The sequence below is a fragment of the Acinetobacter lwoffii genome, from assembly GCF_024129435.1.
Lineage (GTDB): Bacteria > Pseudomonadota > Gammaproteobacteria > Pseudomonadales > Moraxellaceae > Acinetobacter > Acinetobacter lwoffii_F.
On the sequence record NZ_JAMXXN010000006.1, the window covers coordinates 91,476 to 104,929 of the forward strand.

Genomic DNA, 13,454 nt, shown 5'->3' on the forward strand with positions numbered 1-13,454 from the left:
ATAGTTAGAATTATGGAATATTTTTTAATTTTTTTAGTAATAGCTTTATCTAGCGTAATTTACTTTTTTTTCAAAAAAAATTCAGAGTTGCAAGATAGCTGCAATAAACTAACTGATCAAAACAAGCGTTTTACGCATAAGATGGATGAGTATGAGAAAAAGGCCAATGTTGACTTTAGGGAGATAGCACGGCTTGATAGAGAGAATTCAGATCTTAGCAACCGTGTGGCTGCTTTGGGAAAGTACGAGCCTATACTAGACATTCAACAACATATTGATGAGTTAAGAATTAAATTTGAACAAAATACCTCTGATATGCGGGCAAAAATTGATAAGGAAAAAACAGAAGCCAACAATCAAATCAAGGCTCAACAGAATGCTTGGGAATTACAAAAACTTCAAGAAAGTAAAAATCTTGGAGTCTTCAAGCAACAATCAATAGATGAAGCTAATCAATTTAAACAACAGATTATTAACAAAATTCAATCAGTAGAGAGCTTCATTGAAACCCATAGAAATGAACAGCTACACAAGATTGATAGTGAGGCCCAAAAATTATTAGGAGAGTATTCAGTCCTAGCTGGTAAAAAGACAGAGTTATCGAAACTAGTAAAGGCTTTAGAAAATAAACTCACCGGTTACAGTGATGAGTACTTGATTCCAAGCATGTCATTACTAGATGACTTGATTGATGGTTATGACTTTCTTGATGCATCAATAAAGTTAAAACAAATTAGACAAGAGATAAAATTAGCAATCAAACACAATGTAGTCGCTGAGTGCGATTATGTGGAAGAAAACAGAAGAAGTACGGCAATCGCATTTATTACAAATGCTTTTAATAGTAAAGCTGATGTTCATGTTTCTAGACTACGCCATGATAACGTGGGTAAACTTATTGAAGCGCTTAAAGATGATTACTTATTGTTGAATAATTTCGGGCAAGCATTCCGTAATGCCAGAATCAATCCTTCTTATTTAGCTTTAAGAATATCCGAACTAAATTGGGCTTCAATGGTATTAGAATTTAAAGAACGAGAGAAGGAGGAACAAAGAGCTATTCGCGAACAAATACGAGAGGAAGAACGTGCACAAAAAGAATATGAGCGTGCGATAAAAGAAGCTGAAAAAGAAGAAGCTTTACTCAAAAAAGCCTATGAAAAGGCTAAGAGAGAATTTGATTTTGCTAGTGATGACCAAAAGGCAAAACATGACCTGAAAATGCAGGAACTCCTAGAGAAACTAAAACTTGCTGAGGAAAAAAATATTAGAGCGCTATCAATGGCTCAACAAACGCGAGCGGGACATGTATATATCATTTCAAACATCGGGTCCTTTGGTGATGATGTATTAAAACTGGGTATGACAAGACGCCTAGAGCCAATGGATCGGGTGAGAGAATTAGGGGATGCTTCTGTACCTTTTTCATTCGACGTACATGCAATGATTTATAGTGAAGATGCGCCAGCTTTAGAGAAGAAGCTACACCATTACTTCAATCATCAACGGGTTAATAAGGTAAATTATCGAAAAGAATTCTTCAAAGTTGCTTTGAGTGATGTAAAAAATTATTTGGATGAGCAGAATATTCAGGCTCAGTTCACTTTAAAAGCTGAAGCACTTCAGTACCGTGAATCTTTACGCATTGAAGAGCTACCAGATTATGAACAACGAGCGCTTGAGGATACTATTGAAGCAATGGAGATAGGCAAAAACTCCGTTGTCTATGTAGGCGATGAAGAAGAACAATACAATTAAATAAAAGAAAACCCATCAGAATTTTGATGGGTTTTTTATTACCAATTTTCCAATGTGGCAACCTGCCAGATCCAGCCAATAATCTCAAATTGTTGCTCAATGATTTTTTCAGCTGTTAAGTGTATTTCTGGGTATTCAGCAGCATTATCTGAAACAATGCGTACTCCACCCATCGGTAAATTATATAAACGCTTGGCCATAAATAAACCACCATGGCATAAAGCAAACATTTTCCCGTCTTTGATGGTTTTACGGCCCAGATCAATATAAATAGTGTCGCCGTCTTTAATTGTTGGTGTCATTGAATCACCAGATGCCAATGTGGCAATAGCATTTCTTTGTTCAATAGCACGATTACGCAGAGTTAATTTGGATATTCTTAACTTTCGCTTTTCGCTTGCCATTGCCACACCAATAGATCCTGAACCACAAGCAAATGAAAAATCCTTAAAGAATGGGATTTCAATTTCATCAATTTCGACTAGTGTGTCTGAATCCCAGGCCTCAACTGAAATAATAGACACGTCATTTTTAAGCTTTTGAGTTCCATTTATTAGCCATGATGGAGTTGTCTCAAGAGCATCAGCTAATTGAGGAAGGATTGTTGAGTTTGGGGTATTTAGGCCTGAAACCCATTTTGATACAGCACCCTTGCTGACATTAAGTCTAGTGACTAAATCTGCCTGCTTTAAACCAAGCTCGTTCATTCTTTGAATAATTCTGTCACGTACTTCGTTCATAAAAATCCCTCCTTTTGTTTCCTATCGTAAACAATAAAGTTGATCATAAGAGAAACTTGTGGTTTACTAAGGGAAACTTGTAGTTTATTGGAGTAAACATGACCGTAGATGATTTAAAAAAACATTACGGTGTCGAAACAGATGCAGCTCTTGCTCAAATTGTTAAACACACCCGAGGCGCTGTAAGTAAGTGGCGTCATAAAGGTATTCCTTTGGATACTCAAGCAAGGCTTCAGTTATTAACTGGTGGCAAAGTGAAAGCCGATCTCACTGCATTAACTGCATAAGTCAATTATCAAACGATTGATTTTAAATAAATACGTTCGAAGGAAGGACAAATGAACATAACAGATGCAGCGCACAATACGGTGCATGACTATCCAGGTGGTGCAAATGCATTAGCCCCAAGGATGGGAATTAAAAGCCCAGCTGTTCTAAACAGCAAAGTAAATCCAAATACAGATACTCACCACCTAACCCTGTCGGAAGCATCAAAAATGATGGCCATGACAGGAGACTATCGAATTCTCCAAGCTCTAGCAGCTGAGCATGAAAAAGTTGCAATTGACTTACCTGAGATTCCCGAATGTCGCGATATGTCTCTGACTGACAAAGTACTGTGCATTGGTATGAAGGGAGGGGATGTGATGAGCTTATTCCGTGAAATTATGGCAGATGGCCGTATTACACAAGGTGAAGTGCAGGACATGTCAAAGGTGATCCACCAGATGCATGTTGCTTTAGCCGAGCTGGATAAACAAATCCAAGCTTGTATTGATAACCCAGAAACAGAAAAAGCCTGACGTGGAAGGTCAGGCTTTTAATCCAAATTCGATCGGAGAAAAGAATTGAATATGAAATCAAATTTAGCACATAAGCAGGGGGTAGACAACGATATTTCGTTACACCCATCCACTGCTAAAAAATTAGAGCGACAAGCCATGTCGAAAAAAGATGATGGGTATTCACCCTTGCCTAATTTCATCTGTGACGAAGGTTATCTAGCTGTATTAAGTGGGGATGCTATCAAGTGCATCGTTCTACTAAATCGTCACATCAAAGGATTTCACTTGGATCAAAAGTCAATGGGTGAAACCTTGGTAATGAAGATCACTGGAATTAAGGACAAGCGAACTGTACGTAAATGTATGGCTGATTTAGCCAAATACCAATTGATCAGCATTACTAAAACACTGGGTAAAAGTAGCTCTTACACCCTGACTTTAGATGATCGTATTTCTATTGAAGTGGTAGCATCAAATGCAACTACATCTAAAGTGGTTGCATCAAATGTAGTGACATCTCATGTCACCACACCAGTAACATCAAATGCTACTACACCAGTAACATCAAATGTCACCACCACTAGTGACATCAAATGTCACTCTGTAAAAGAAATAGATTTAAAAGAAAATATTAAAGAAAACTTTAAAGAGAGAAACGCGCAAGAAAATTCAGTTGACCAAGTACTAAATCTCTGGACACCAGATTTACATTCCCTGAATTCTTGGTTACAGCGATCAGGTGAAACCCCGATGACCCAAGAATTGGTAAATCAGATTTTAATTGAAGTGAATGCCCACTACGAACCACGTTTGAACGCAGGGCTGATCACAGATACTCAGATGTATTCAAACTTCGTGAAGTGGATCAAACGTAAATACACTCAAAAAACGTATCAATCCTCTGAAAAACCAAATTCTAATCTTGACGTGAATACAGCCTGGGCAGGCCAAGCATCGCAATATCACGCACCAGTGGATTCACCAGTCCATATTCCGGAGGACTTTGTATGAACGCAATGTCGATGTTGACTCAGGGATTAAAACAAACACAAGCGATCTGCTCGAAACACAAAACCGCCATGGTACAAGCAGGCCCTTTTCAGAAGTGCCCACAATGCGCCGTTGAGTTCCATGAAGAACAACTCGCACAAGCACAGGCTGAAATTGATCGTACCGTACGTGAAAAACACTTTGCTGGGGCAATGCTTCCAGAGCGTCATGCAACATCAGGTTTTAAGAATTACCTGGTCAAACATGCTGGACACCAGAATGCATTGAATCAGGTCGTTTCTTTTGCCAAGAACATGATCAATGGCCACAAAAACAACTTTGTGATGGTAGGGCCTACAGGCACCGGTAAAACCCATCTGAGTTGCGCTACGGCTCGGACATTGCTCAACAAGGGCAAGTATGCGCGTTACATCACCAGTGAGGATATGGCGCAGCGAATCATGAATGCATGGGAGCAGCCGGACGCTACAGAGAAGTCTGTGATTTATGACTTCACTCAATATGACTTGTTGATCCTAGATGAATACGGATTGCATGACCGTGATAAGCGCCGTGAGCTGGTTCATAAAGTTTTGTATGCACGCTATGACCGGATGAAGCCAACCATGCTGATTTCCAACCTAACGCTGGCTGAGTTGCAAAAGGATCTGGGTGATCGTCTTTGGTCTCGTTTCCAACAGGGCGGCCTAACCCTGGTGGAATGCAACTGGGCCGATCAGCGTGTAGGGGGTGAGATGTGAATCAACCAATTTTAGATGTGTGCTGTGGATCCCGAATGATGCACTTTGATCGCCAGAATCCAAATGTTGTTTATGGTGATATTCGAACCGAAAGCCATACGCTTTGTGATGGTCGAGCTTTGGAGATCTCACCTGATATTGAAATAGATTTTCGTGATATGCCATTTGATGATGGTCAATTTAATTTAGTTGTGTTTGATCCACCTCACTTGGTTCGAGCAGGTAAGCAGAGTTGGCTTGCTCTTAAATATGGGAAGTTGAACAAAGACTGGCGTGAAGATATTCGGAAAGGATTTGAGGAGTGCTTTCGCGTGTTGGCCACCGGTGGAGTTTTAATTTTTAAGTGGAATGAAACTCAAATTAAAGTTAGTGAGATTTTAGAGTTGACCGATCAAAAACCAGTATTTGGTCATATCAGTGGTAAGCGTGCAAATACTCATTGGATTACTTTTATGAAGTGGGGGACAGCATGAACACACCCACCATCCAGCGGTTTGAAGAAATCAAAGACATCCTGGTGTACGTGGCTTTTTCAAAACATGAGGTCACATCAGCAGAGCTGGAAGAACATGTATGTGACAAAACCCGAGCAGCCTTAAATCAGAAATTGCGAGGACTAGTCCAGGCGGGTTACTTGGCATTTAGATGTAATCATTGCACAAGACTGTATGTTGCCACTGAAAAGACTAAACAGCTATTTGGAGTGCGTGATATGGGTGAGGTATGACCAGCTACTCAATTGCTGAATATAAAAAAATGGTTAAAGCCACCAAACCTAAAGGGCGTTCCAAGCGCCCTAAGGTCAAAGGCGAAAAAATACCAAATGAGTTTGAAGCGAAACTGGCCGGAGAACTCAAAACTTTAAAAATTGAGTTTGAGCAGGAATTTGAGTTTCACCCAAAGCGGAAATGGAGAGCAGATTTTCACTTAATTGATAAAAAGATTTTAGTGGAGGTTGAAGGTGGGATCTGGAGTGGTGGTAGGCACACAAGGGGTAAAGGCTACCTTGGGGACATGGAAAAGTATAACGCAGCAACAATGATGGGTTTTCAGGTAATACGGTTTAGTACAGAGCAAGTGAAGTCAGGTTTAGCGATACAGCAAATTGAAATGATGGTAGGGGAATAGGGATGAATGCGATGGTAGCTGAAAAAATGACAAACATTGAATGGCTGGGGCAGCAGTTAAGAGCAAAAACAGCAAATTATGAAGCAGATACACCACCAACAAATGAAATCCCTGTCAATTGGGAAGATCGTTGTGGCGCAATTGCTTTAATGCCAAATGATGAAACCAAGGCTTATGCGTCAATTTTGGTATGGGGTGATTATCGAGACAATACGGATAATTATTCCGTGGTCACAAAATACATCTCAGATTACTTATGGCGTATGGTGCAAGAGGAAATGGATAAGCAGCGTGAAAGTTTTGATATGCCGCAATTCTGCAAACACATTGCACGTATGGAGCTGTTTTATTCATTGCGTCCAAAGTTGCGTGAATACCATACATTGAAAGGCCGCTTAGTATTTTCAGGAATTGATTATATTGAACCAAATACTTATTCAAAACGCTATGCATGGCTAGGTAATGCAGTTGAACTTTTGCTCAAAGAGTTGAATGATGAGGTAGAGCATTATGCAGGCCAGTACCGGAAAAATTTAAGAAAATTGAGTGTTTGACATCCTATATGGATGTAAGGTATTCTTTTTCTATACTGGTCGTATTACGGTTCAACCGAGACCAAGTGTTATCTGATAAAATGTTGACTGCTAGGAAAGACTAGTAAAGGCTCATCGAAAGGTGGGCTTTTTTTGACATTGTTTGTTCATGAAAATAAGCGATAATGCCTTTTTGTTTTTGAGCTCTAATTGAAATGGCGATTTTAACTGTTAAAAAACTAGAAGATACTCTCGGTAAATTAGTGGCTGAAGGCGAAAAGCCTGAAAAGATTTTATTAGGCTATAAAGCGTATGGCGAGCTAATGAATGATCGTAGCTTTTTTGAGGAAGTGGCTGGCTCGGCAATGGATCCAAACAAACGAAAATATAAAAATATTAAAATTAAGGTTACTCAAGACGAATACCAGTTTAACGTGAAATGTCAAAAATAGGTTTAAGCATCAAGGAAAGCTCGCCAAATGGTGGGCTTTTTTATACTCATCATTTTAATAAATGTATTTGAAATACATATTTTAAAACTTGATTAGCAATATTTTTAAATAGGCCTATCCTTTATTCGTTGCAATTACTGCAACACACCCCCTAATCAGCGCAAAATGATAAGGGGAGCCCACATTGCCCTCTACAATGTGGGCTTTTTATTGTGATCAATAAAGTAACATTATGCTAATGAATAAATTATGGCTTTGTATAAAATGACCACCTAGATTCTATGCTGTAGTTTCTTTCCAATTTCAGCCTCCTTTTCCCAAAGGGGGTATTTTTTTATCCAGAGAAAAGTATGCTCCAATTTATATTCTGCTTATTCGGTCTTCACGGTGTAACTGAGATCAGTGATAACCAGAAAGAGTGCCGTGATTGCTTGAAAGAGGTTGGGTGATTACCCCTTGGTCTAAAGAAGCAAATAATTATATTTAGTTAGATAAATTATTTGCTAAGATACAGGTGTATAAAAACAATGAAAGAAATTGTTGACCTGACATAAGCCTGCTTAATTTGGGAGAGTTAAGTGGGTTTTTTTAAATTTCAATATTTAAAGAAGTGTATTAACATTGTTGATATGGCTAGGCTTGCTCAAGCCGACCTAGGTATCATCCTGCTTTTATATGTGAAAGATAGAAGCTTATGAAAATTATTTATAATGTGTCACTTATTATTGCAGCAGTGACTTTGACTGCTTGTGCAGGTACTCCTGATACAGAAATTGTTCACAAGCCTGAGATGATGAAAAAATGCGTGCCTGAAAGTGCAGCAAAATTAGCACGTACGACATTATCGAGCGAGGCTGATATCAAATCAAAAACAAATTCTGAAGTTGTTAGACTGGTTGCACCGGGCCAACCTATAACTAAAGATTATCATCCAGGACGAGTTACTGTAATTGCTGATCCACAAACCCAAACTATTCTTAAGGCATTTTGTGGTTAAAATTTAAATCTATGCATAGAACCTCCTTTGGGAGGTTTTCCCGTTATCATTGTTAAAAGTCTGGGGAATGCACTAGATAACTATTGCGACAGTTCATTATTTTTCTGATTAAGCAGAATATATAGACTGTTGTTAAGCCTGCAACCGATACTTTCTTATTCGGTATGATTAATTTTTTATTCCAACAAGACAGAAACTTATGAAAATTATCCAGAATTTATCTTTAATTCTAGTAGCAGTCACATTGACAGCGTGTGCAAATAATCCTGAACAGATGCCTTCTCATCAACCAAATACGATGACTAGCTGTGTAGCAGAGGAAGCAACCAAACTTGTTGGACAAACTGGTTTATCTGAAGCAGCAATTAAAGCCAAGACTAATGCTGAAATTGTACGTATGGTAGCACCTGGCCAACCGGTAACTTTAGATTACCGTTTAGAGAGAGTTACGGTAGTAACTGACCCACAAACTAAAATTATCGTTCAAGCATCTTGTGGCTAATAGCTCAAGACTGAATAATAAAAAAACCATCTTCGGATGGTTTTTTATTGGGTAATGTTCATGGATCCAGACCTCTATAAATGTTTAACCGCCAAAGGCCCAATCAAAACCAAACCCCGCAATAAGCCACTACCGAAAGCTAAAGAAAAATACTTAGAAGCAGAAGAGACCTTATTCCAAGAATTAGAAGAACATCGAATTGGTTATCGTCGAAAGTTTCAATTTGAATCAACCAAAAATTGGCGCTTTGATTTTTATATTGTGAAGTTGAATCTCCTTATAGAAATCGCGGGTAGCCCATGGTCGGTTGGTCGTGGTGGGAAAAAGATAGCGAATTCATTTAATAAGTATGATCTTGCTGACGATCAAGGTTATACATTTGTGCGCCTTGAACCTCATCAAATTGAATCGGGTTATGCAATTAACTGGATTCGAAGTCAGTTAGAGAGATTAGAAGATGGAACAGTTCAGACCATTCCCACCGACGGATCTGATTGATCAGGCTGAGGAAGAGGAAGCGATTCGCTTGGCACCGGCACCAGAGCTTAAAGAATGGGTCTTTAAAAATTGGCTTACTCTCGGCGGTGAACTACATAACCCGGATCATGACCATATTGCTGAGCTACTTCACGACAATGAAGAGTTTCTTGCATTCGCCTGGGCTTCATCGGCCGCCGTAGCGAAAAAACGTATGGTGCTTGGGCAATGTGAAAAGGTCATGTTTAACCAAGGTGGCTGGAAGAAAGCACGTCAAGAACAGCAAATGCGTGATTGGTACGGCTTTGTACCTCAGTACCTGATCACTGTGGATGCTGCATTCTGTGAACAGGCTTCAGATCGTGAATTCTGCCGGTTGATTGAGCATGAGCTGTATCACATTGGGGTTGAGCGCGATGAAGACGGTGAAATCATTTATAGCGATATGACCGGACTGCCTAAGCATCACCTGGCTGGCCATGATGTTGAAGTGTTCTTTGGTGAAACAAAACGATGGGGTGCGGACGAGTCTGTTAAAAGACTTCTAGAAATTGCCAAGAATGCGCCGTTTGTATCTGAAACAAGTATTGCTGCGTGTTGTGGGAACTGTGTTATCGGCTAAATTTTTTGCCCACTTTCCTTGATGTACCTTGATGGATGGTGATTTATGGCAAGACTTAAAAAACATGAAAAAGTATTTATAGTTCGAGCACTTGCCCAATTTATGACCCCCACTCAAGTAGTAGAGGACATCAAGGTAAAATTAGGAGTTGATGTTTCCCCACAACAAGTGGAGACATATGACCCTACCAAAGTTGCTGGTGCTGACTTATCACAGGAATTTGTAGATCTATTTAATGAAGCACGTAAGCAATACATTGCCCAGCCGATCTATAACATTGAAGGTGCTAACGATATTGTGCAGCTTCAGATACTGAGTGATTTGCTGGTTTCAAAAAAAGGTAACGTGGTGATGGCAATCAAACTGATTGATCAGATGCAGAAGATTGTCAAAGGCCACTATGAAAAGAAAATAGAGATTACCGGTAAAGATGGTGGACCTATTCAGCAAGAAACTAAATCAATGCATCAATTCACACCAGATGAGCTTAACGGACTATCCGCGCAAGAGCTTTCGCGTTTAGCAATTAATGGCAAGTTATGACTTATGCAATCGAAGATATAGCGCCACTAATTAAAGAGTGGACGATCAATACACGTCTGCCTGAAATCATTGAAGAGATGAAACGGCGCTATTACTACCGGATGCTGATAGAGCAGAATGAACTAAGTCGAGAGGCTGAAATCTACAAATGTAAGAATGATCCGGCTCATTGGTTTAATCACTGGGTATGGACTTATGATCCACGGGGCATGCCTTTTGGACTGCCGGCGAATATTCCTTTTGTTTTGCGTCCTGGTCAGGTTGAACTCGTTGATTGGCTGATTGAACGTGAAGGTACCCAGACACACGGTTTAATTGAAAAAAGTCGTGACGAAGGGATGAGCTATGTAGTCCTGGGCTTTTATTTGCACCGGTGGTTATTCGTTGAAGGTTTTGCTGGTGGCGTCGGTAGCCGTAAAGAAGATCTGGTTGATAAGAAAGGCGATCCAAAAACGTTACTGCACAAATTCAGGGATATGTTTTCCAAGTTGCCGGACTGGATGAAGCCTAAAGGCTTTGTTGAGAAAGTGCATGACAACTACATGCGAATCATTAACCCGGACAACGGCGCAACCGTCACTGGTGAAGCTGGTGACAACATTGGCCGTGGTGGTCGTACCACAATGTACTTTCTGGATGAATGGGCATTTGTAGAGAGACAAGAAGCTGTAGACGCCGCAATCTCTCAAAACACCAACGTACACATCAAGGGATCCACTCCAAACGGTATTGGGGATAAGTTTCACCAGGATCGTTTTAGTGGACGTTACGCCGTATTCACAATGGCATGGCGTGATAACCCAGATAAGAATTGGCAGGTCGAATTTAATGGCAAGCTAATTCATCCCTGGTATGAAAAACAATTGGCCACACTAGACGATATTGTTTTAGCTCAAGAGGTTGATATTGACTATGCCGCCTCGGTAGAAGGTGTGTTGATTCCATCAGCATGGGTGCAAGCTGCAGTTGATGCTCATCTTAATTTGAATATTCAGCCTTCAGGCGAACGTATGGGTGCGCTTGATGTGGCAGATGAGGGTAAGGATAAAAACTCTTTTGCCGCACGTCATGGCATCGTACTGCAGTATTTGGATACTTGGTCAGGCGTTGGTGATGACATCTTTGGCACAACTCAGAAAGCTATTGATGCTTGTCTTGATCTACGTTTGAACTCGTTTTATTACGATGCCGATGGTCTGGGTGCTGGTGTACGTGGTGATGCCCGAGTCATTAATGAGCAGAATAGATCCAAAGGTATTCCGGAGATCGAAGCAAATCCATTCCGAGGCTCAGGTGCGGTGCACAACCCGGAGCAGGAAATGGTTGAGGCGCGGAAAAACGTGGACTTCTTTGCCAATCTTAAAGCTCAGATGTGGTGGTCATTGCGCATAAGATTTCAGAATACTTATCGAGCCTTACAGGGTATGCAATATGACTCAGACAATCTTATTTCGCTCTCAACCAAAGATATAAACAAGCAGGAGCTTGAACAGCTCAAGCGAGAGTTATCACAACCCACTTATACAAAAAATGGTGCAGGCAAAATCCTAGTCAATAAGCAACCAGACGGGGCTTTATCTCCAAACCGAGCAGACGGCGTCATGATTTGCTTTAGTGATATCAAGCCGCCTGAACGTTTAAGGCCGGGTGGAGGTGGTTCACGTAGTTTTTAATCAAGGTTTTTAAAATGGCAAAATCCAAAAACAAGCAGAAAGAGACCAAGCCAAAAGCAGCAGGCTTGTTAACCGAAGTTGCTGTTGAAAAACTTGCGTTCAGTATGGGGCGTGCGGCTGATGTTGATGAAGTCTTGCGCAAGGCTGGTGTTACCCGGCAGCGTTTAAGTGTGCTCATGGCTGATGATGAAATATCACAGGCTATGGAAACCCGGCTTGACTCGGTGATTAATGCGCCATGGCGATTCAAAGAAGATCATGGGGAGCAAACTGAGTTCTTAAAAGAGCAGGTTGCTTACTGGCACAATGAAATTATTACTGGTGCGTGGGAAGCGTGTCCATTTGGCTATTCAGTCATGGAGGCCAATTATCAGGTTCTTGAGGATGGCAGGTTTACACTTAATGGCATTCAAGTGAAGCCACTTGAGTGGTTTGAGCCAAAGAATAACGGTGAACTAATTTATCGTGAGCCACAGGCCAATACAGAAATCAATGTATTTCAGAAGTGGCCATTAAAGTTCTTTTTAACTCGACGTAAGCCTTCATTTAAGCAGCCTTATGGCGACCCGTTACTATCAAAGCTGTATTGGTTATGGTTCTTCAGAACTAACTCTACCAAATTCTGGGTTAAGTTCCTGGAGCGTTTCGGCTCCCCACTACTTGTAGGCAAGGTGGGTGGCAACAGTCGAACCCAAGATGATATTGATGCGATGACTTCCGCATTATTGAATGCTCATTCGCAATCAGTTATCTCGATTGGATCTGAAGATGATGTAGGTACAGTAGGTACAAACTTCTCGGGTGCAGGTAGCTCAGCATTTGAGGCATTTGATACCGTTTTAACACGCCGTATTCAAAAGGTTGTATTAGGCCAGACCCTTACATCGGGAACTGATGGCACAGGGAGTCGTGCGCTGGGCGAAGTACATGAAAATGTGCGTATGGATAAGCGTAACTCAGACTTACGCATGATCACCCCGACCTTTCAGGATATCGTCGATGCGATTTGTTTCCTGAATGGATTTGAAAAGCACACGATTATTTTGGGTGGTGAGCAAGACCTGAATGTAAAAGTAGTTGAGCGTGACTTAAAGCTGAAAGAGCTGGGTGTTGATTTTACTGATCAGTATGTAATGGAGACTTATGGCATCAAGCCTGAGCACTTTAAAATGCGTTCAGAGCAGATTCCAGCTAATACCCAGTTTAGTGCTTTACCGCGTCAAGCATTTAACTTTAAGGCCTCAGCAAACAAGCTTTCGCCAGAGCAGCAAGAAGTTGAAGAACTGACTGATGCACAGGATGAATTGCAGCTATTAAAACCGGATCAGGTCAAGGAATTGGTATTCAAGTCTGATAGCCCTGAAAGTCTGGCTTATAACCTGATGCAATTAATACCTGGTGCAACTCAGACACAGTTCACGGCCAATCTGGATCAGGCTTTGTATGCTGCGGATGTGTTGGGGTATGTGGCGGCTCAAAATGGGAAGTAAGTT

At 40.7% G+C, this 13,454-nt stretch carries 17 protein-coding genes and 1 pseudogene; 17 read left to right on the forward strand and 1 reads right to left on the reverse strand.

Features of this window, described 5'->3' with window-relative positions:
• Positions 1-12 precede the first annotated feature (12 nt).
• A complete protein-coding gene (locus tag NI455_RS05860) occupies positions 13-1,758 on the forward strand; it encodes an SNIPE associated domain-containing protein (RefSeq protein ID WP_253112966.1) in 1,746 nt (581 codons plus the stop codon).
• A 38-nt stretch (positions 1,759-1,796) separates the two neighbouring features.
• Here the strand turns inward: NI455_RS05860 and NI455_RS05865 are convergent, their stop codons facing one another.
• The gene (locus NI455_RS05865; RefSeq protein ID WP_253112969.1) at positions 1,797-2,498 is read right to left on the reverse strand and encodes a S24 family peptidase; all 702 of its coding nucleotides are present in this window, start codon (positions 2,496-2,498) and stop codon (positions 1,797-1,799) included.
• Between the two features lie 98 nt (positions 2,499-2,596).
• Between NI455_RS05865 and NI455_RS05870 the strand changes: the two genes are divergently transcribed.
• The 16 genes and pseudogenes from NI455_RS05870 (at position 2,597) to NI455_RS05945 (ending at position 13,451) form a co-directional block, all read left to right on the forward strand.
• A complete protein-coding gene (locus NI455_RS05870) occupies positions 2,597-2,785 on the forward strand; it encodes a Cro/CI family transcriptional regulator (RefSeq protein ID WP_253112970.1) in 189 nt (62 codons plus the stop codon).
• Positions 2,786-2,836: 51 nt separating this feature from the next.
• Entirely contained in the window at positions 2,837-3,301 is a 465-nt protein-coding gene (locus NI455_RS05875; protein WP_253112972.1) for a phage regulatory CII family protein, read from the forward strand.
• 51 nt (positions 3,302-3,352) lie between these two features.
• Positions 3,353-4,294, forward strand: a complete 942-nt coding sequence (locus tag NI455_RS05880; RefSeq protein WP_253112975.1) for a replication protein — start codon at positions 3,353-3,355, stop codon at positions 4,292-4,294.
• Positions 4,291-5,034, forward strand: coding sequence for an ATP-binding protein (locus NI455_RS05885; RefSeq protein ID WP_159515979.1), 744 nt, complete (start codon positions 4,291-4,293; stop codon positions 5,032-5,034). The genes NI455_RS05880 and NI455_RS05885 overlap by 4 nt, the downstream gene beginning before the upstream one ends.
• Positions 5,031-5,507: a class I SAM-dependent methyltransferase gene (locus NI455_RS05890; protein ID WP_086044607.1), complete on the forward strand. Its 477-nt coding sequence runs from the start codon at positions 5,031-5,033 to the stop codon at positions 5,505-5,507. Before NI455_RS05885 ends, NI455_RS05890 begins: the two co-directional genes overlap by 4 nt.
• Positions 5,504-5,761, forward strand: a complete 258-nt coding sequence (locus NI455_RS05895) for a hypothetical protein (protein WP_086044608.1) — start codon at positions 5,504-5,506, stop codon at positions 5,759-5,761. The genes NI455_RS05890 and NI455_RS05895 overlap by 4 nt, the downstream gene beginning before the upstream one ends.
• Entirely contained in the window at positions 5,758-6,162 is a 405-nt protein-coding gene (locus NI455_RS05900) for an endonuclease domain-containing protein (protein ID WP_253112976.1), read from the forward strand. Before NI455_RS05895 ends, NI455_RS05900 begins: the two co-directional genes overlap by 4 nt.
• A 2-nt stretch (positions 6,163-6,164) precedes the next feature.
• Positions 6,165-6,716 carry a hypothetical protein gene (locus NI455_RS05905; protein WP_174894562.1) on the forward strand — a complete coding sequence of 184 codons (552 nt, stop codon included), beginning with the start codon at positions 6,165-6,167 and terminating at the stop codon, positions 6,714-6,716.
• 194 nt (positions 6,717-6,910) lie between these two features.
• A complete protein-coding gene (locus NI455_RS05910; protein WP_004646432.1) occupies positions 6,911-7,147 on the forward strand; it encodes a hypothetical protein in 237 nt (78 codons plus the stop codon).
• Positions 7,148-7,841: 694 nt separating this feature from the next.
• Positions 7,842-8,144 carry an I78 family peptidase inhibitor gene (locus NI455_RS05915; protein WP_163166426.1) on the forward strand — a complete coding sequence of 101 codons (303 nt, stop codon included), beginning with the start codon at positions 7,842-7,844 and terminating at the stop codon, positions 8,142-8,144.
• 304 nt (positions 8,145-8,448) lie between these two features.
• Positions 8,449-8,646 (forward strand): annotated as a pseudogene (locus tag NI455_RS05920) (I78 family peptidase inhibitor); the annotation flags it as partial.
• A 60-nt stretch (positions 8,647-8,706) separates the two neighbouring features.
• A complete protein-coding gene (locus tag NI455_RS05925) occupies positions 8,707-9,144 on the forward strand; it encodes a putative endonuclease domain-containing protein (RefSeq protein WP_253112978.1) in 438 nt (145 codons plus the stop codon).
• A complete protein-coding gene (locus tag NI455_RS05930) occupies positions 9,104-9,745 on the forward strand; it encodes a putative metallopeptidase (RefSeq protein ID WP_253112979.1) in 642 nt (213 codons plus the stop codon). The genes NI455_RS05925 and NI455_RS05930 overlap by 41 nt, the downstream gene beginning before the upstream one ends.
• 45 nt (positions 9,746-9,790) lie before the next feature.
• Complete coding sequence (locus NI455_RS05935; protein ID WP_253112980.1) at positions 9,791-10,288, forward strand: DUF2280 domain-containing protein; 498 nt, start codon at positions 9,791-9,793, stop codon at positions 10,286-10,288.
• On the forward strand, positions 10,285-11,961 hold the full coding sequence (locus NI455_RS05940; protein WP_159137890.1) for a terminase large subunit: 1,677 nt from the start codon (positions 10,285-10,287) through the stop codon (positions 11,959-11,961). Before NI455_RS05935 ends, NI455_RS05940 begins: the two co-directional genes overlap by 4 nt.
• Before the next feature lie 14 nt (positions 11,962-11,975).
• Complete coding sequence (locus tag NI455_RS05945) at positions 11,976-13,451, forward strand: phage portal protein family protein (protein ID WP_253112981.1); 1,476 nt, start codon at positions 11,976-11,978, stop codon at positions 13,449-13,451.
• The last annotated feature ends 3 nt before the right edge of the window (positions 13,452-13,454 follow it).

Coding starts and splice junctions, on each gene's coding strand:
- NI455_RS05860 (WP_253112966.1), top strand. CDS start 13: ATGGAATATTTTTTAATTTTTTTAGTAATAGCTTTATCTAGCGTAATT.
- NI455_RS05865 (WP_253112969.1), bottom strand. CDS start 2,498: ATGAACGAAGTACGTGACAGAATTATTCAAAGAATGAACGAGCTTGGT.
- NI455_RS05870 (WP_253112970.1), top strand. CDS start 2,597: ATGACCGTAGATGATTTAAAAAAACATTACGGTGTCGAAACAGATGCA.
- NI455_RS05875 (WP_253112972.1), top strand. CDS start 2,837: ATGAACATAACAGATGCAGCGCACAATACGGTGCATGACTATCCAGGT.
- NI455_RS05880 (WP_253112975.1), top strand. CDS start 3,353: ATGAAATCAAATTTAGCACATAAGCAGGGGGTAGACAACGATATTTCG.
- NI455_RS05885 (WP_159515979.1), top strand. CDS start 4,291: ATGAACGCAATGTCGATGTTGACTCAGGGATTAAAACAAACACAAGCG.
- NI455_RS05895 (WP_086044608.1), top strand. CDS start 5,504: ATGAACACACCCACCATCCAGCGGTTTGAAGAAATCAAAGACATCCTG.
- NI455_RS05900 (WP_253112976.1), top strand. CDS start 5,758: ATGACCAGCTACTCAATTGCTGAATATAAAAAAATGGTTAAAGCCACC.
- NI455_RS05905 (WP_174894562.1), top strand. CDS start 6,165: ATGAATGCGATGGTAGCTGAAAAAATGACAAACATTGAATGGCTGGGG.
- NI455_RS05910 (WP_004646432.1), top strand. CDS start 6,911: ATGGCGATTTTAACTGTTAAAAAACTAGAAGATACTCTCGGTAAATTA.
- NI455_RS05915 (WP_163166426.1), top strand. CDS start 7,842: ATGAAAATTATTTATAATGTGTCACTTATTATTGCAGCAGTGACTTTG.
- NI455_RS05925 (WP_253112978.1), top strand. CDS start 8,707: ATGGATCCAGACCTCTATAAATGTTTAACCGCCAAAGGCCCAATCAAA.
- NI455_RS05930 (WP_253112979.1), top strand. CDS start 9,104: ATGGAACAGTTCAGACCATTCCCACCGACGGATCTGATTGATCAGGCT.
- NI455_RS05935 (WP_253112980.1), top strand. CDS start 9,791: ATGGCAAGACTTAAAAAACATGAAAAAGTATTTATAGTTCGAGCACTT.
- NI455_RS05940 (WP_159137890.1), top strand. CDS start 10,285: ATGACTTATGCAATCGAAGATATAGCGCCACTAATTAAAGAGTGGACG.
- NI455_RS05945 (WP_253112981.1), top strand. CDS start 11,976: ATGGCAAAATCCAAAAACAAGCAGAAAGAGACCAAGCCAAAAGCAGCA.